Raw genomic sequence first — 18,460 nt, forward strand, 5'->3', positions numbered from 1 at the left:
TTAATTATTTCTTTTCTCTATTTTAACTATATTAAGGGACTGAGCAATACCTCCTGATATATTATCTACGAGTTCATTTGAAATTACTGCATTAACGTCAAATCCATGGCCATAGGCGACTCTCTCTCCTTTAGAATGTCTACCGAAACCAAAGTATGCAAAAGCAGTATCATCTCTTATTCCTTCAGCAACCTTCACTTTGCACGATACTTTTTGTCCTGTTGTTGTAGAGAATAGTTCAACAGCATCCCCATCTTTTATTTTTAGGGTAGAGGCTCTTTTAGGACTTATCCAGACAGGATTATCTGGGGCTAATTTTATAAGTGTTGGGATATCAAACGTTATACTATCTTGAGTATGATATAGCGTATGTCCAGTTATAAGGTAAAATTCATCAACATCGTTAGGTTTTACCTTATTATCAACAAATGTTGGAATTGGGAAATATCCATTTCTATAAAGCCTCTCTGAATATATTTCAATCCTTCCAGAAGGAGTGTTAAGCTGTCTCTTATAAGGATAAACTTCATATATATCTCCTTCGAGTTTGATGCAACCTTTCTTGTAAAGTTCTTCCTTATTAACATTGAGTTGGTTTAGTATCTTCTCCTCAAGGCTATCAAATGTATCGTTAGCAAGACCTAATCTTCTTTCTAATTCAAGTATTATCCACCAAAGCGGTTTAGTGTCATATAGAGGATCTACAGTCTTCTGATGCACATCTATCCAAGGCTCTAAAGTCCATCCAACTGGTAATGGTAATTCTTCTCTCTCTAGGTATGTTGATTCGGCAAAAACGACGTCCGCATAATTGGTTACGTCTGATGGCATAACATCTACCACTGCTAAAAAGTCTAGTTTTTCTAAAGCTTTTCTAACTAATTCACTATTTGGTTCCCTTCCATCGAGATTAGTAGCCACTACTAGAAGGGCTTTTATAGGATAAGGTTTTCCCGTAAGAATAGCCTTTGTAACTTCGGGAAATGCCGAATAAGTTAATGGGTATTTGTATCTGTCTATTCTCTTTGCGCTTATGTTAGTTTTTTCATTGAGATATATTTTAGGCTTTTTAGAAAAAATTAATCCTCCTTTCTTATCTAAGTTACCTATCATTGCGTTAATAGTAAAGGCTGCCATCCATGTATAAGTAGAATCTACAGAAAATGACGTATGCCATGCATCATCTATTACTGCAGAAGGTCTATTTTTCCATAAGTTTTCAGCAATATATTCTACATCTCCGTATGAAGTTCCAGTAAGTTCTTGAAGCCTATCATAAGCCTTTTTAGCCTCTTGCTTTAATCTTGAGAATACTGTAAAAGCCTTCTTCCCTTCTATTTCTCCCTCAAAGAACAGTGAGGTATGATAGATATTAGATGGCGACATATCTTCATATATAACGAGTGATGCGTTGCTAAACTTTAAGAGAAAGTCCTCGTCATACATACCTTTATCTATCATGTAGTAAATTACTGCTAGAAGGAAAGCTGTGTCGCCTCCAGGTGATATTGCTATCCATCTATCTGCATACCTCTGAGCTAATACAGATTTTCTTGGGTCAATTACAGCTATTTTCATTCCTTTGTTTCTTCCTTCCTCTATTCTCCTAACAATATCTGGTACTATACCTTCAAGGGGATTTCTTCCTATGAATACCGTGAACTTTGAATTGGGATAATCTGGATCAATACTTCTAGGTCCTTCTGCCCCTAAAACAAGTATAGAAGCGACAGTTCTTGGACCATGGCAGACGGCTTCATGTCCTATAACATTAGGTGTACCATAAAGATTACCAAATCTTTCTAGCAATTCCTTGCCGTAGTCATGAAAGGTTATTGCGAGATATTCCGGATGTCCATCATCCCTTAGCTCTTTCAGGTATTTTACTGTTTCATCTAATACGTCGTTCCACTTAGCTTGAACTAGATCTTTTCCTTTTCTTATTAAAGGGCCTTTTAGTCTATCCGGATGTGTTAGTAGAAAAGGACCTGCAGCACCTCTTCCGCATATTCCAGGTTGTGGATGATCTCTATTTGCAGCAACTCTAACTTTCCCACCCTCAGAAGTTGCTACTATTCCACACATATTTTTGCACATGTAACATCGAACATAAGTCATACTACTTTTTATCAATCTACATTTTTAACAATTAAATCATACAAGTTAGTTTAACGTTAATTCACCTAGTTAAATATTACCTTGTCAAAATATTACCTATTATATAAGAATATCTCTACTATTTTTGGTTAATATACGAACTTAAGTATAAGCAGTTAAATAAGTATTAAAATAGAGAGCAATATTAGTAAATTATATTTTCTTTTCTATTCTTCTTAATCTTATACGTTCTTCAAAGTCTTTTGAAGCTATATTAAACCATCTCTTGATAAACAGTGTAGTAAAACTATCTAACCAACCTTCATAATCGAATTCAATTCTAACTTTATTCCTATCCAAAATAAACTTTAAGTTAGCAGACCCTTTTGGAGTCATGGTAAATATATATTCTACTCCATTATATCTTCTATATACATTTCCATTCATTTCGAAATTTGTTATTCCAAATCTCCCTAGCGCTTTAAATTTCGTATTTTCATTCTCTACTTTTTTGATAACTGGAAATAGAAAGGGCAGAACGAAAGTTGGATCTGAAAGAATAATAGTAAGTACTTCTTCCTCGTGTTTGGTAGGAAATTCTAATATAATTTTCATATTGCTATCTCTTCTCTACTTTTCTTAAAAACCTTATAGTTTTGTTTACTTTAATTTGAAATAGATGAGTTAATTTGTTTATTATAGATTTTTTACTAATTATTATTCCTAAAACTATAATGAATATTGCTATGTAATCTATGTTCATGAGTTCTGCATTTAGTTTTGGTTCCAGATTTGTAATTATTCCGATACCATTTTTCATAGGTATTACTAAGTATAATCCATTACGTGTTGTATTCCATAACCCAGAAGGTCCATTGATCGAGGGATTTATAAAATAAGCTTCGCTACCATTTCCCTTTACTATAATTTTATATGGAGTAACTGAAACGTTTAGATAACTATCATTAGAATGAGCAACAGATTTGAAGTTATCAACATTGTAAACCATGAATTGACCTGAGGTATATACTAGAGTTAAATTGGCTTGGTTTATTTTTTCAGTTGTAACTACATACTTGATACCATAACTAGCCAAATATGTTGATGAAAAGTTAGATATCTCTACTACATTTGGAAGCAAGTCTGAATACAGTGGGGTTTTCCCCAAGATTAAGTAAGGAGGTATACCTATGTAGAAGAATTGCTTGCTATGATTATAGATAAAATTTTCAACTCCGAAAAGTCCAGTTGGAACGGAATGGTTTTTTGCGTTAAATGTTATTATCGAATATGCAGTATTTTGCATTCCTCCATCATATATTGACGGATAATTAGAAATGCTAAGGAGAATAATACCAAGTAGAACTACTTTCCAATCTTTTATAAAGATCATAGAGAAAGATAAGAGGCCATTAATAAACAATATCATTTTTGATTGAAATGTGGTAAAAGTTAACAAGACTGCATTTATAATAGGAATATTTAAGTTATCTATGAAAAAAAGTGACCATAATGTTAATACAATGAAAGCTGTTAAGTTTAATGTAAGTACTTCTTTCTTTTGTTTAAGCGTTAATAATGTATATATTGCTAGATACAAAGATACATATCCTATTTCATAGTAATATAACTTAAAATAATCAAAGTTAAGTGATACTACGTGATAGGAGGGAACTGCTATCATGTAGAGTAGTAATTCTTCATTAGCTTCAGTTAGAAATCCTAAAAACAGTGAAATCATCATATAACTGGTAAACTTCAACTTTTGTTTAGACAGGAATACTATAGGAAGTAAGACTACAAATGAAAAAATAAATCCTTCAAAGTATACAAAATTATCCATTGCTATTAGCCCGCTTAAAATGAAAAAGTTTCTAGGGCTTGGATCTTGGGCTAGATTGTAGCCTGCCCAAAATATAAGAGGTAAAAGAGAATACGCAAATAATATGCCCGGAGAATCACCTAATTCGAAAATCAGTGCTGTCCCTGGATTAAGCATAAAAATAAGAGAAAGAAGCCACGCTTTCCATTCACTCGCCTTGAAATGCTTTGCTGTAAAATAGAATGAGATAGAACCTATAATAAAGGGAATTATTGTTAGAATCTTCTCTGGTGAATTCCATGCAATTAAGTTTAATACGTTATAAAGGTATCCATTTAAGCTAGGGAAAGAGTATACAAAGTCTCTTATGTGCATTGGGGAAGGTTCAGTATCAGTAATGTAGAATGCACGAACGAAGAAAAGGCTTCTAAATATTGTCAAATAGAGTGCCACTGAAAATAGAGGAAAGATAATATTACGTCTCATTAATGTAGAGGTAAAAATGCGGTTTAAAATTTTTATCACAGTGGTATAGAGTGTGAAAGAAATGTGGATTTTATTCAATACACTATTTCCTTTTATAACACTTATCGAGTTATACAAAATAAAAGAATTCCGAACATACATTCTTCTAGAGATCTTTAGATTTGTTCACAATTTACACCAATAACTAAAGCAATCCCTATAATATCTAACTCGATAAGAATTGAAAGATTGCTGTTTTAGAGCAGGAATCTTTTAGTTATAAAATAGTAGTTTTTATAAGATCTTTTAAATTTTAGCTTTCTGATAAATTTATAATATAATTTATTGTAAATAGTTATAATCTGTTTATTCTAAATTTCTTTATAATTAAAAATTCATTTATGGCCCAATTAAAGCCTTTATTTTACTTCTCATTTTTAATTTATAATTATTCTAATAATAATATAGAACTAGTGAATAATTTATACACAGATATCTAAAAATATTTAATAGACTAATTCCAAGTAAAATTAAATCATTCAACTCAATTCACTGAGAAATAGGAAATTATACTTTGTTCTATATATACTTTGCCATTAGTTTTTTATCAAGTAGTTAAAAATGAACATGTATAGTTTTCTTGAGTATTAAAGAAAAATTTATAATTGGTTTTAACGTGATATTCTTATGCTAGATCCTCTAGCTATACATGCAATAGAAGTAGGTCTTAGTCTCAATTTGGGCCTATTAATTCAAGGGCTCATATCGGGACTATTGAACCTACTTGCTGGTGTGGGAGGCCTCCTCCACGGCCTATTGGGGATACTCTAACCGAGTAGCCGGAAGGAGAACACTCCCTACAAGTTAATTCTTTTTTTAGATGAAAAATCTTTCTGACAATTATAACGATAATGTCCCTATCTGCTTAACCATATTACCCAACTAACTAAGGGAAAATTATATGTCAAGTTGAAGATATATTTTGTATTCTTATTGTTGTCATTAAGGTATATATCTATAACTTCGTAAAATAGATGCTACTTATATTTATGGAGATTAGAGGGTAAAGATTTAGTGGAGACTGATGGTCCTTAAGGTAAATAGTATCAATTTCGTAAAATAAATTGATACATATTGTATCTTTCATAATTCATACATGGTAGTGATGAAACTCTAAGGTTAATAACTTGGTTTAAGTTATTATGTGTGAGATATATAATATACTGCGTTAAGTATTTGTCTGCTTATATGAAAGAGATGGAATAAGCTAAACAAGATCAAACTAGACAATTAGTCTTAACAGCGGAAACTAGATTTTGCAACTTCTCTTTCAAGTTATTCAAAATATTCAAGTCAATGAGTTTACGGACTTAAGTCTCTTTGTTTCAGAATGAGGAATTACTTCATGTGTACGTGATAACAACAGCTGTTCATTGATTAGTTCGTAAAATTTTGTCTATATAGTTTTATATAAGATTTTTATAAAATTGTTTCCAGTTCCGAGGAGAAAGTTTTTAACGCAAAAGTTATCTTGGATTAATATATACTTAGTTACTAGGGAAAAATCGAAGCAAATGTTTAGCGATGTCTAATGTAAGATTTAATTTTGTATGTGTTGTATATGAATTGTATATTAAAATTAAAGTCTTTCCTTGTAAAATTTCTACTTCTACTCCATTACTAAAGTAAAAATTCTCTTCTTGATTTACTCCAAGGTAATTTGATTTATTGACGTATGTAGCATTTTGTTTTATTTTAGTATAGAAATTATTAAATAACATACATGCAACTTTTCTTGAGCTAACATTAAAAATGATTATTGTAATATTATTTGATGTATTCGAATATCTTGCATAGTAATAGTTAAGAAAAGTTGAATAATTTAAGATTTTAGTATAACCTGATTCGTTATTAGTACTGTTCAAGGTCAATCCGTAAAGATTTTTAGGAAATAGTTCTTTGTAATTTATAGCATTATTTTGCATTGTTGTAGAGAAATAGACCAATATCGAGGCTATTACTATAAGGATAATGCCTAAGGCTATAATTAATTTACGCATCATTTATGCCAGTTACGAAACACTACTAAAATTTTTTCTCATAATTTGTCTATTATATAGAACGTAAAACTATCTAAGAAATCTCTTTTACCATAATAAATTAATGTCGTTCTTGTAAGGTATATAGCACGGTTTAAACTTTATACGCATCAATTATTATACCAGAAATGAATTTAGATCTCCTACACGTGTTGAAATCATTAAATTTTAAACATCATTAAAACATCTTTCAGCCCTTTCACAAACCAATTATTTATAAATATTTTTAAACCTTGTGAATCAGTTAAATGATGAATGTATAAGAGAAGCTTGCTAATAGCTGTTTTAAGTATACTAATAATTATAGGCATTCTTATGGGAGGAATGAGACTAGTAGATGTTCATCACAGGATAGTAGGTGAAACGGTTGATAATACAGCGCGCGTTCTAATAGCCAAAATAGGAATATACAATTTTAGTGTACCTATAAATATTTCAGATACTCATGTATTATTGAATAAAAGTCTAATAATTATATATAACAATAGCGTAGAAGGGCTATCTAGAACTAATTATGGCGATTTATTACTTCTTTACTTATCAACTAAATTTCATTTAAAGGAGAGTGAGAATAATTCGGTTTTATATTTATATAATTCGTCTTTAGCTATTGGATATAATGGGAAGTATATTGGTTTCGTATTGGATAAGGAGAATTCTAGTAACTATACAATATCGCTTCTTCTAAATCTATTTAACTCGATTAATTCAAGTTTGTTCACTTCTCCATATAAACTGCAGGGAAACTTTTGGATAGAGATGCCTAGATTTAATATTTCTGGAGAGATATACAATAAAACAGTTATAATTGATATTCCAGGTAATATCACTGTTAAAATTCCTAGCTTCTTCTATTTATATGGTAAATTAGACGGTCATAGTTATATTTTAGAAAGTGATAATACCTTTTCGTTATTGCTTATTCATATTAATGGGACAACAGAGTTGATGTTTGGAAAAGAAACTATAGCGAATATTCTCTCATTAGCGAAAGCTATATTGTAAAGTTTAATATGATAATCTAGACTTAGATAGAAAAGTTTATTATTGTCAAAGCACAAATAGTAAGATTTGTGAATCAAGATGAGTGAAGTTATATGTTCACCAGACAAAGTTGTCTTTGACGAGGATCGTGGAGAGTACATATGCACAGAAACAGGAGAGGTTATAGAAGATAAAGTAGTAGATCAGGGACCAGAATGGAGAGCTTATACTGAGGAGGAGAATAGGGAAAGAAGTAGAGCTAGTACTATAAATATTGCTGTTCATGATATGGGATTATCAACGTTTATGGATGTGAAGGGAAAAGATAGAGCAAAGGCAATGAGATTAAGAAAACTTCAACTTAGGTCAAGAATTGGTACGTCAGAACAAAGAAACCTTGTAAAGGCAATGACAGTTCTCGAGAGAATCGCCAATCAATTAGGGCTTCCAAAATCAGTAAAAGAGGAAGCATCAATAATTTACAGGAAAGCACTAGATAAGAAGTTGATTAAGGGGAGGAGTATAGAGGAAGTAATGGCAGCGTCCGTTTACGCTGCATGTAGAAAGAATAAGATTCCAATAACTATAGACGAGATTGTTCGAACCACTTCAGTGAACAAAAAGGAAATAGCGAAGGCATACAGACTACTACTTAAGGAGAATGTAACTGATGTTCCTGCTAGCGATCCAAAGTATTATGTAGTGAAGATAGCCTCTTTACTTGGGCTAAGCGGTAAGACAATGTCAGCAGCCTTAGAAATAGTAGATAAGGCAAAGAATTCAGGGATCACTTCAGGGAAGGATCCTGCAAGTATAGCTGCAGCATCAATATATATTGCCTCTTCGCTTAATGGTGAAAGGAGATCGCAGAGAGAGATATCTGAAGTTTCTGGCGTAACACAAGTTACTATTAGGAATAGATATAGAGAAATTGCTAAAGAAGTAGGAGTAGAAGTAGAATCTATTAACTAAATTTTACTCTTCCTTATTATGGCTAAGAAAAAGCAAAGACAAAAAAAGAATAATAATTTAGTTAAATTATCCTCATTAATATTGGGTATTTCCACCTTTCTAATGGTAGGCGTATGGTTAAGTGCTTTTGGAAAGCTTTACGTTTCATTTGATTTTTTGTTTATTACCTTTTTTTATTTACGGTAGGATTATTTATTAGAGTGATATCGAAGCGTTGAAAAACTTTTTTCTTAAAAGGTTAGGTCTAATTTTTCATCAATTAAGTTAACTTTATTATATGGATAAGCTAACCACATAATATGAAATGGAATATTATCGGTATAGTTGTGGCTTTAATTATTATAGTAGGGCTAATTTCCTTTGAGCTTTACTCAAATATCCAAAAATCACCACCTTATGAATCATCAACTAATAGTGGCAGTAAAATTAACTTAAGAGTAATTTCATTGTCTCCAAGTGACACTCAAATCCTAGTTAGCTTGGGTTTAGGGAAATACGTGGTAGGAGTTGATTCGTACTCTTACTCCCTCCTAAAATCGTTAAACGATACATCACTTCTTCCCTATAATATAACTATTTTTAATCAGATATCTCCTCCTAATATTTCTGGGTTAGTTGAACTAAAACCATCTGTAATAATTGGCGAAGAAGGTTTAATAGGGAATTATTTTACTCAAATGAAAGAAGCTGGACTTAACGTTTATTTGACTAATGACGACTTTGCAAGCAATTACTATGAAATTGAACAAAGTATTATGAATGTGAGTAGGTTATTCAACTCGTCAAATGAAGGTAATCAATTGAACCAATGGATGAATCAGAAGTTACAAGAGTTCTCAACAACCGGCAATATTTCTGTAGCGGATATAATCTGGATATGTCCTAATTATGACTTTTTTACAGCTGGTGGTAATGTTTTTATTAATTCCATAATTTCCCTATCAGGTGGAATAAATGTTTTTGGCTCTCAATCCGGATATCCACTTCTTAATCCAGGTCAACTATTATTAGCAAATCCCGATGTGATATTTGTTCAAGTAATTTATAACTTAAGCTATACAGAATACTTAGTTAATCACATGCCTGGGATACAAAATGTATCAGCTTATAAAGATCATAGGATTTATTTTATTTCAGAAAATGCTATAAACCTCGTCAACGAACCTGGACCTCTATCAGTTTACGCTATACCGATGATTCATGACATAATTTACGGAGAAGCTCCAGAATACATTAACTGGACTTGGGTAAAACAGAATATAAATCCTACATTACCGGTGTACTAGATTGAAGGGAATAAATCTAATTTTTTTATCACTTCTTATTATCTCGTTTTTCCTATCTTTAGTTTACGGTCAAGTGTATGTTCCCTTTGATAAAATCTTCTCCCTTCATGGCGTATATAAGACAGTTATCTTGGATATAAAATTTCCAACTACGTTATCTACGTTATTGATAGGTATATGTTTGTCAATTTCTGGCGCAATAATGCAATTACTCTTGAGAAATCCTTTAATGGATCCCTACATTAGTGGGACTGCATCAGGAGGTGCATTTGGTGCGGTTTTAGCATATTATTTACTAGCATTTAATCTTCCGTTTTCATGGATAATCTACATTTCCCCAGTCATAGCATTCATGTTTTCTCTAATAGCCACAGGGTTAACGGTATTGATAGGCAGAAAAACGGGAGTATATGGGATTATCGTAGGGGGTGTGGTTATATCATATATCTTTAGTTCATTAATAACCGTCATGATAACTGAAATGTCAATAAGGTTCCCTCAAGTTCCTCCTCTTATATTTTGGTTACTTGGAAGTATACAGATAGTTGGTTATACGGACGTTGTTATCTTATCGTTGCTCGCTTTGGGATTAGTTCTAGTATCCCTAAGATACTCTAGGAAAATAGATCTTGTTTCAATAAGTGATGAAATGGCTTACTCAAAAAGAATAGACCCCAATAAGTTTAGAGTTTTCTGGATAGCTCTAGTTAGCGTTATCGTTGGATACGTGGTATCTCAAGTAGGTATAATAGGTTTTATAGGTATAATAGTTCCCCATATTTTGCGAAGATTTTATGGAGGTAACACTAAGTCATTGATTCTAGGATCTATAACATTGGGTTCAACAATTTTGCTTTTTAGCAATTTGATAGCTGATGGTTCTCTAGGTTTTGAAATACCCATCACTGCAATTACATCATTAATTGCCTCCCCCATCATAATTTATGTCTTGGTGAGACGAAATGCTCAGGAATATTAGCGTTGAAATAAATGGTAAAAGGATTTTAGATAATGTAAGCTTTGAACCTAACAGAGGAATTAATGTTATCCTTGGACCTAATGGTTCGGGGAAAACTACTTTGTTAAGAGTAATTATTGGAATGGTAAAAAAGACGGAAGGTAAAGTGAGCCTAAAAGGGAAAATATCTTACGTGCCAGCTGAGTTTTTTTCTGCTCAAATGAAAGTTTCTGATGTAATGTTGGCAGGATCTAGGATAGAATTAAATGAATATACGAAAGTTATGAAAAAAATGGAAATTCAAGGGCTAATTAATAGAGACTTTTCCACGTTAAGTAGCGGAGAGAAAAGATTGGTTTTGATAGTAAAGTCCCTAGTTGAAGGAGACGTCGTCCTTATGGATGAACCACTAGGAAATCTAGATCTGGCAAATAGGGCTAAAGTTTTAAGGATACTAAAAGAATATGATAAAACATTCATTATCACTTCTCATGAAATTGAGGTATTAGACTTTGCCTCGAAAGTCCTCCTTCTGAAGAATGGAAAAGTACTTTATTCTGGGAACCCAGCAGACGTTAATGAGAGTCTGTTGTCCGAACTATACAATGTTAAGCTAAGAAGAGGAAAAGATGGGTGGAGTAACTTTAGGTTTGACTTTTAGCCTTTAGTCTTTGAAACATAAGCCATGAGTAATATGAGGAAGAGTAAAGCGAATTAACTGTGGGGAATAGTTCCCACTCTACCTCACCGTGGGCTAAAAGATTTCTTACGTTTATAGCTAATCTAAAAGCAAGACTTGTTTTATTATCCATAAATCTTTCAGCCCATGACAGAAGGCTACCTTGAGAGAAGGGAAAAGCCTCTCCATTAACCTTAACCTTATATTTACTCCATCCTTTGTTATGGATAAGTAATTTTAGTCTTCTATAATCAATATCCTTTGCTTTAATTTTCTTCTTACCATATTTAATTTGAGTAACATCACCTAACCATAAGGAATAAAGGGATCTTAGGGCCATTTCAATTACAAGGTATATTTCTAAAGTAGCCAGTTCATTAAATCCTCCAATTTCCAATAGCTTTAATGCATCCCTTTGAACTTTTACTACTTTTTCTGGCAAGTCCCATTTGATCTCTCCTTCTCCTAAGATTATCAACGGTATATTAGCAAGTATCGCCCCTATAATATTTTCTTTCTTTTCTAATGGAATTTCAAAGTTATTAATTATCAATTTTTTACTTTTATATTCTACATTTTCTAGGGACTCTATCAGGACTTCTTCATCTCCTTTTTTGCCGTATTGGAAAAAGTCATTAATGATCTTAATGATTCTTTTTTCTAGGCTCTTCTTCACAAATCAAACTTATTTTAATTTAATTTAAAAAGACTCTATGCCGGGTGGAAGAGGTAGAATAGGTCTAATTGTACCGTCCAATAATGCTGCAATAGAGTACGATTTCTGGAAAATGCTTCCAGATGGAGTAACAGTGCATTCTACAAGAATGAGACCAACTAAAGGGTGCGAACCAGAAGATGTAGAACTGTTTACGAGAGAACTTAGAGAGGTTAGTCGTCTATTGCAAGAAGTGTCAGATGTTATAGTTTATGGAAGAACTTACGGAACTCATAAACATGCCTCGGTAATTAGGCAAACTATTCCGAATGTTATACTCCCTGGAGAAGCTGTTATTGAAGTTTTAAAGAAGCTTAATGCAAGAAAAATTTGGATAGGTACACCTTACATTAAGGAAAGAACATTAGAGGAGGTTCAATGGATGAAGTCTCAAGGTTTTGATGTAATTGGATTCGACGGGTTAAATAAAATAAAAGGAGTAGATATTTCAAATACGCCAGTTTTTACAATTTATAGATTAGTAAAGAGAAACCTTGAAAAAGTAGTTGAAGCTGATGCTATTTACTTAGCTTGTACTGCCCTATCTACGTTTGAAGTTTCTAATTACTTGACTGAAGATTTGGGAATTCCAGTAGTGTCAGAAAATGCTGCAGCTATGTGGAGAGCTTTAAGAACATTGAGGATAATACACAAGGTTCCAGGTTTCGAAATCTAATGAAATGATTTTATAATTGATGAAAGTAGTATACAGCTGTGGACATAAAGTTAATATCTGGGATATTGATAATGATAGTTGCTGTTGGATTGTTTGTAGACGTGCCAAGTCAACACCCAAAGTTGTTGGAGTTATCTCCTTATGATGGAAAAATAATTAAGTTAAATTATCCTATTTCATATTTAATTTTTAAGGCAAATTCCTCTTCTTTATCGTTAAATGTAATAAACGGTAGTTATACTAAAGTATTTAACTTGGATGATAAGACTATTTACCTTATAAAGCTAAATTCCACCAAAGGAGAAGCAATCATATTAAACAATGGTTCTTCAAATTCATTTGTCTATTATTCCTTAGATGAGCTCTACTCTCCTTTTCTGATTCATTTTATGTTATCAATTATTTTATTCATAGTAGGTGGAGTATTGGTATTATCTTTTATTAAAAGGAAAAACTAATAGGTGAGTTTTCTAGGTCTTGATATAATTTGTTTCTTTTTGAATATGTTTGGACGGAAACCTCATATTTTTACAAAAAGTTAAATTTAGTAATTCCGAATAAATTTAGATACTAGATTTAAAATGCCTACAAATAAGGCAAACCAATACTGAATTGACGGATAGCTCTCTATTAGCATCGTAATCTTATATTGATATTGAAAAGTTGCAATTTCTTTTCCTATTATGAAAAAATTATAATGAAAAGGTATAAAATAGGAAACTAAATAGTTAAAAGCAAAATACATTATAATAGGATCAAGAATGTAGAATATGGATGCCCAACTGATTAGTAGATAGCTAACCTTATTTCCTCTAATAGTCGAAATCAGGAGACTTATAGAAATCACTATTACATATACTCTAAAAGCGAAAAGTAACATGTTTATTACTTTAATTATCTCAATATTGTTGCCTAAAAGATTTATATTAAGGTAAAATAGCGAATCTTTTACAATTATTATATTTCCAACGGAGTAATACCACCAATATCCGGGCAATACAGCAACTATAATATTGAATAAAAGAGATATGATTGTAAAATATCTAATTGTCATTAAATCACCTGTTTAATAGATATGTTTGTATTAAATATCCCTAATTCAATACAAATTGAATAGTTATTAGATCTAATGTTTGATACTAAGTAAGTAGCGTTTGTCACTATTGCGGAAATGTTCTCAATCGAATTAGGCGGGATTACTTCTTTTTGTGGTAGATAATTATACTTTCCAGTTATATTGTATATAATAACCGGAAAATTATCAGTATTATTAATTGATATTATTAAAGTTGAACCACGAACAAATAATCTCATATTAGGAGAAGACAAATTGATATTATTAATCTGTCTCATTCCAGTCTCTAATATATCTCCTATATGATAGAAATATAATTCTAGTATTAGGGTCGATATAAACAATATAGCCGCTATAGTTTTAGCTTTCACAAATAATTAACTGATTGAAAAAGTAATAAGCTATATATTATCTTAATTAGATTAAGGTAGAATGTTCCTTATAGGACTGAGGATAGATGATTCCCTATGAGACATATAAAAACTAGATTTTCCTCAATAGTGTACTTGGTATCTAAAGGATTTGTTGTCATGGAACTCCCTAAAGCAGTAGTGGTCTTATAGAACATGGTATGTCTTAAGCTGTTGTCAACAGTTTAGCTTAAATCGTGACATTTTTACACATTTCATAATTTTTCATCTTCTAAAATTCTTAATTCCAAAAACAATATTAACTTGTCTCGCATGTGAGTAATGTAGACCTAAAGGGACTACAAAGGAGTGAAGGATTAGAAACTAAAGAGTAGTTTTCCCACAGCTTTGGTAGTGTAGGTTGGATTAGCCCGCTAAAGGATCGTGACGATCAGCTTTGTTCAGAACGTAGCGAACCTAAGGGTTTATAGACATGACAATAAATGTCCGTAAAGCCCAACCAGTATGTACTCTAGACTTTTGCCTTCACCCTATATAGTTTCAGAAAAAGTCTTACGAAGGAAAAACAACGTTCGTTAAGATTTGAAGTATTAACTTGAAGATCAAACCTAGATCTTGAGGGTATTTCACTAAATCATCTTATAGTTTAGGTTATTCAAATACAAGATTCTAGATTCCTAGGTAATAAAGATTTTACTGTTAACTTTTCATCAAATTATTAAGTGAAAAGTTTAGAAGAGAGATTGGATATGGTTAATCCTTTAGTAGTTTTCCAGCCATTAACTACACTAGAGGTAACTAATTTCATAGGTATAGTAGCCTTCTCAATAGCTGGGTCGATTAAAGGTATAGAAAAAAGGATGGATTTACTTGGAATTCTAACGTTAGGTTTTTCATCATCTTTAGCCGGAGGAATTATAGCGGATATCCTTTTAGGAATACATCCGCCTGTAAACCTAGTTTACATCCCGTACCCTACTGTAGCCTTTCTCTCGAGTTTATTTACTTTTTTCCTATACAGAAAAATTACAATAAAGAATCCTTTACTTTATGCTGATGCATTAGGTTTAGGAGCTTTTACTGCTTCTGGGGCATCATTAGCTTACTCTGTAGATCCACGACCTCTTCTTGTAATAATAGTTGGTACGGTTACTTCAGTCGGAGGAGGAGTTTTAAGAGATATTTTAGCTAATGAAATTCCACTAATTCTTACAAAGGAATTCTACGCTTCCGCTTCAATTGTGGGTTCTTCTGTCTACTTTTTGCTTATGTTAGTGAGATTCCCTCCGGGAGAAGCATCTATTTTAGTTTTATTTTTAACATTTTTGCTTAGAATTATAGCGATTAGGTTTAAGTGGGAATTACCTAGAATTAAATCGATATAATTATTATAGAAATTAATATAACCAGAGTACCCAGAATATCTCGAATGTTAAGTAATTGATCTAGAATAAAAAAGGCTAATAGTATAGTGAATACTGGCTCAAGTGCCGATATAATTGATGCAGTTAATGAATCAGATTTTCTCATTCCTTTATAGAAAAAATAATATGGAACAAATGTAGCGAATATCCCCATGTATAATCCACCTTCTATAGAGGGAATGGAAAAACTTCTAACGAATAACGCAGTAAAAGGTAAAGACCAAAAGGACTGTGAAGCTATTAACTCCCAGTCACGCACTCCATTGATCTGCAATTTTCTTGAAATTAAAATAACTCCGGCATATGATAATCCACAGGCTATACCTAGAAGGAATTTTAACAAATTAGGAAATCCAAGGTAAATAATGTATAAACCTATCACTACAAGGACAGACCCTAAAATTTTCCTTGAAGTAACTTTTTCTCTCTCCACAAAAGGTAAAACTAGTATTATCCAGACGGGAGCAGTATAAAGAAATACAGCGGAAAGGGAAGGTCCATCTATTGGTATTGTAATCAAGTAGATTTCATAAAATATAGAGGTAATAATTCCCAATAATAGCGCCCTTATGTTTATTATTTTTCTAAAATCTACTAAAGGAATACAAAGAAAAGTAGATATTAACGATCTTATGAACACGATCGAAAATACACTCCCTCCAATAGAGTAAGATATTTGATCTACTATCCCAATTGTCCCCCAGAAAAAGGAAGAAAGGACTAATTCTATGAAGCCCTCCCTTATTTTCACCTATATCCCCTAATCAAACCCCCTCTCTACCATTTTCTCCTCTACTTCAATCCAAAATTTTTTCATGAATAGGAATGGTAAAGCTAGGAATAACATAATCAATCCAGAAATAATAGACGTCTCTATCGTTGGGAGAAAAGCTGGAACGAATAAAAGTATCCATACAGGAAATGACAAGATAGCTACAATATATTGATCTAACGTATATGTAAAACCAGGCATATTTTCATCTTTTACCTGAAAGGGATTTACTCTTGCTTGAATCGCGGACAAGTATATGAAAGCTGAAGGTACTCCTATCATCATGCTTATTCCTATCCCTATACCACGAGGAATAAATAGGGAAGCTATTGCTATTGGAAGAAATATCAGAAAAGTTGAAATAGCCTTTCCTATTAAGTAATAGTCTGCATAACGAGCAGGTTCCATAATACCTAAAGATAACCAAAGTGGATCAGAGCTAAAAGTTGAATAAGCTAAATTAAACAAGGCTATTATTTCAGCGAGAGGAACATAAAATGATATTAATGAGAAAGGAACGTACTTGGATGCAATATAATATGCAATCGCTATAATCGTACTTACCGCTATTACTTTATATATTTTTATTCTTGCGGTCTTAAAAGTGGAGCTTCCCATATAATTAAATCTAGCCGCAAACTCGAGGAAAGATAATGACCTAGATAAAATAGCCATAAATGGGCTCATTCCAGAAAATGACATAGCGCTTTTAACGTAGCTACTTTTAGGTTGATCAAAGACTGCAAATCTAACATTGTTTAAATTCTTCAAAGCCAAGTAAGTTGCGCTTATAAACATTAAAATAAGGAAAACATAGCTAATGTAATTATCGAAAAACATACCAGTTGGCGAGTAGGTAAATCCAAAAAGAGGAGATATTGACCACAAGGCAATCAAAGAACCAAATAGTGCTCTAAATTTTATACCAACATTAGAGAGTGCAATTGACAGCGATACAGCTAATAGAGAAAAAAGAAAAAGGACTGCAACTCCTAGTAGACCTAAAATTTTTATTGCAAATATTCCGAAATATAGCGAAAAGAAACTACTTATTAAAAAATTGGCTAAATAGAGGGATATTGATATTTTTTCTTGATCTATAGGAATTGTTAAGAGAAAGTCTGCATCAGATTTTGTAACTACCATTCCTGCATTTATTGAATAAATAAGAATAGTTAATGAGAAAAATATTACAGTATCGTCAATAAATGAAGGATTTAGAGGTGCGGGAATTACTGCACTTATAATAAAGAGGATAATTAGAAAGTTTATGATAATTACACTTTTTCTTATTCTAGATAAGATAATGAACTTAATTAACTTACCTAACATTTGTCATCATCTTTGCTACTACGCTCTCAATAGGTTCGTTTTCTTCTCCCAATTTTTTAAGGTCAAATATAGTACCTTCCCAAATTACCGATCCGTGAGCAATGATTATTACGTGATCCGTTAGTCTTGTAGCTATAGACATAATATGTGTAGATACTAGAAACGTTGAATTCATAGAATTTAAAAGAGAGATAATTCTTTCCTGAGTAGGTATATCAAGGTAATTTAAGGGTTCATCCAAGAGAAGTATGCTTGGATCATGTATAATTGCCATTGCTAAAGCAAGTTTTTGTCTATTTCCCCTTGAGAGTTTGCCTGCCTGAACTCTATCATATTCCTTTAGATCTAACAAATCCATTAGTTTTTCTGCTCTCTCTTTAGAATCTATTAGTCCTCTTAATGAAGCTATATACTCAAGGTTTTCTCTAACAGACAATGTTCTATAAGGTAAAGGGTCCTCTGGTAGATAACCCATCATTTTTCTGGCCTCTTTACTCTCAGGAGGATGACCGCCTATATTCGCTCTTCCCTGATCCGGTCTTAATAAACCTGCTAAAATTTTCATTGTGGTCGACTTACCGGCTCCATTAGGACCTAGTAAAGCATATCTACCTTGACAAGGAACTGAAAAGGAAAGGTATTTAAGAGCCTCAAAGTTTCCGTATCTTTTGGTAACGTTCTGCAGGACTATACAATCCATATTTATGAATTGAAATGCGGATGTAATAAGTAT

The 18,460-nt window shown here is 32.2% G+C and carries 17 protein-coding genes; 8 read left to right on the forward strand and 9 right to left on the reverse strand.

Annotated elements, in window-relative coordinates; genetic code table 11:
- From CM19_RS01990 to CM19_RS02005, 4 genes are all read right to left on the reverse strand, one after another.
- Entirely contained in the window at window positions 1–2,085 is a 2,085-nt protein-coding gene (locus tag CM19_RS01990) for a molybdopterin-containing oxidoreductase family protein (protein ID WP_235185598.1), read from the reverse strand.
- A 225-nt stretch (window positions 2,086–2,310) separates the two neighbouring features.
- Window positions 2,311–2,712: a DUF3211 domain-containing protein gene (locus CM19_RS01995; RefSeq protein ID WP_048098774.1), complete on the reverse strand. Its 402-nt coding sequence runs from the start codon at window positions 2,710–2,712 to the stop codon at window positions 2,311–2,313.
- Between the two features lie 4 nt (window positions 2,713–2,716).
- Window positions 2,717–4,405 carry a hypothetical protein gene (locus tag CM19_RS02000; RefSeq protein WP_048098775.1) on the reverse strand — a complete coding sequence of 563 codons (1,689 nt, stop codon included), beginning with the start codon at window positions 4,403–4,405 and terminating at the stop codon, window positions 2,717–2,719.
- A gap of 1,526 nt (window positions 4,406–5,931) precedes the next feature.
- Entirely contained in the window at window positions 5,932–6,444 is a 513-nt protein-coding gene (locus CM19_RS02005; protein ID WP_150111355.1) for a hypothetical protein, read from the reverse strand.
- A gap of 294 nt (window positions 6,445–6,738) precedes the next feature.
- Here CM19_RS02005 and CM19_RS02010 point away from each other — a divergent pair, with 294 nt between their 5' ends.
- The 5 genes from CM19_RS02010 (at window position 6,739) to CM19_RS02030 (ending at window position 11,344) form a co-directional block, all read left to right on the forward strand.
- Window positions 6,739–7,488, forward strand: a complete 750-nt coding sequence (locus tag CM19_RS02010; protein ID WP_048098777.1) for a hypothetical protein — start codon at window positions 6,739–6,741, stop codon at window positions 7,486–7,488.
- 78 nt (window positions 7,489–7,566) lie between these two features.
- The gene (locus CM19_RS02015; RefSeq protein ID WP_048098778.1) at window positions 7,567–8,439 is read left to right on the forward strand and encodes a transcription initiation factor IIB; all 873 of its coding nucleotides are present in this window, start codon (window positions 7,567–7,569) and stop codon (window positions 8,437–8,439) included.
- A gap of 299 nt (window positions 8,440–8,738) precedes the next feature.
- Complete coding sequence (locus tag CM19_RS02020) at window positions 8,739–9,725, forward strand: ABC transporter substrate-binding protein (protein WP_048098779.1); 987 nt, start codon at window positions 8,739–8,741, stop codon at window positions 9,723–9,725.
- A 1-nt stretch (window position 9,726) separates the two neighbouring features.
- Window positions 9,727–10,704 (forward strand): iron ABC transporter permease, encoded by a 978-nt coding sequence (locus CM19_RS02025; protein ID WP_150111356.1) that lies wholly within the window; start codon window positions 9,727–9,729, stop codon window positions 10,702–10,704.
- Window positions 10,688–11,344 carry an ABC transporter ATP-binding protein gene (locus CM19_RS02030; protein ID WP_048098781.1) on the forward strand — a complete coding sequence of 219 codons (657 nt, stop codon included), beginning with the start codon at window positions 10,688–10,690 and terminating at the stop codon, window positions 11,342–11,344. Before CM19_RS02025 ends, CM19_RS02030 begins: the two co-directional genes overlap by 17 nt.
- On the opposite strand, the gene CM19_RS02035 is transcribed toward CM19_RS02030, so the two are convergent.
- Window positions 11,328–12,038 (reverse strand): hypothetical protein, encoded by a 711-nt coding sequence (locus CM19_RS02035; RefSeq protein ID WP_048098782.1) that lies wholly within the window; start codon window positions 12,036–12,038, stop codon window positions 11,328–11,330. The genes CM19_RS02030 and CM19_RS02035 overlap by 17 nt on opposite strands.
- Window positions 12,039–12,075: 37 nt before the next feature.
- On the opposite strand from CM19_RS02035, the gene CM19_RS02040 reads away from it, so the two are divergent.
- Complete coding sequence (locus CM19_RS02040) at window positions 12,076–12,753, forward strand: maleate cis-trans isomerase family protein (RefSeq protein ID WP_048098783.1); 678 nt, start codon at window positions 12,076–12,078, stop codon at window positions 12,751–12,753.
- 38 nt (window positions 12,754–12,791) lie between these two features.
- On the forward strand, window positions 12,792–13,211 hold the full coding sequence (locus CM19_RS02045; protein WP_150111357.1) for a hypothetical protein: 420 nt from the start codon (window positions 12,792–12,794) through the stop codon (window positions 13,209–13,211).
- 86 nt (window positions 13,212–13,297) lie between these two features.
- On the opposite strand, the gene CM19_RS02050 is transcribed toward CM19_RS02045, so the two are convergent.
- On the reverse strand, window positions 13,298–13,807 hold the full coding sequence (locus CM19_RS02050) for a hypothetical protein (protein WP_048098785.1): 510 nt from the start codon (window positions 13,805–13,807) through the stop codon (window positions 13,298–13,300).
- A 1,141-nt stretch (window positions 13,808–14,948) separates the two neighbouring features.
- Here CM19_RS02050 and CM19_RS02060 point away from each other — a divergent pair.
- Window positions 14,949–15,584 (forward strand): trimeric intracellular cation channel family protein, encoded by a 636-nt coding sequence (locus CM19_RS02060; RefSeq protein WP_048098875.1) that lies wholly within the window; start codon window positions 14,949–14,951, stop codon window positions 15,582–15,584.
- On the opposite strand, the gene CM19_RS02065 is transcribed toward CM19_RS02060, so the two are convergent.
- The 3 genes from CM19_RS02065 to CM19_RS02075 are packed head-to-tail and all read right to left on the reverse strand — an operon-like array spanning window position 15,571 to window position 18,427.
- Window positions 15,571–16,374, reverse strand: a complete 804-nt coding sequence (locus CM19_RS02065; protein ID WP_048098787.1) for a DMT family transporter — start codon at window positions 16,372–16,374, stop codon at window positions 15,571–15,573. The genes CM19_RS02060 and CM19_RS02065 overlap by 14 nt on opposite strands.
- A 9-nt stretch (window positions 16,375–16,383) precedes the next feature.
- Window positions 16,384–17,727: a hypothetical protein gene (locus tag CM19_RS02070; protein WP_048098788.1), complete on the reverse strand. Its 1,344-nt coding sequence runs from the start codon at window positions 17,725–17,727 to the stop codon at window positions 16,384–16,386.
- Window positions 17,717–18,427 (reverse strand): ABC transporter ATP-binding protein, encoded by a 711-nt coding sequence (locus CM19_RS02075; RefSeq protein ID WP_048098789.1) that lies wholly within the window; start codon window positions 18,425–18,427, stop codon window positions 17,717–17,719. The genes CM19_RS02070 and CM19_RS02075 overlap by 11 nt, the downstream gene beginning before the upstream one ends.
- Window positions 18,428–18,460: the final 33 nt, after the last annotated feature.

The sequence above is a fragment of the Candidatus Acidianus copahuensis genome, assembly GCF_000632495.1.
Taxonomy (GTDB): Archaea; Thermoproteota; Thermoprotei_A; order Sulfolobales; family Sulfolobaceae; genus Acidianus; species Acidianus copahuensis.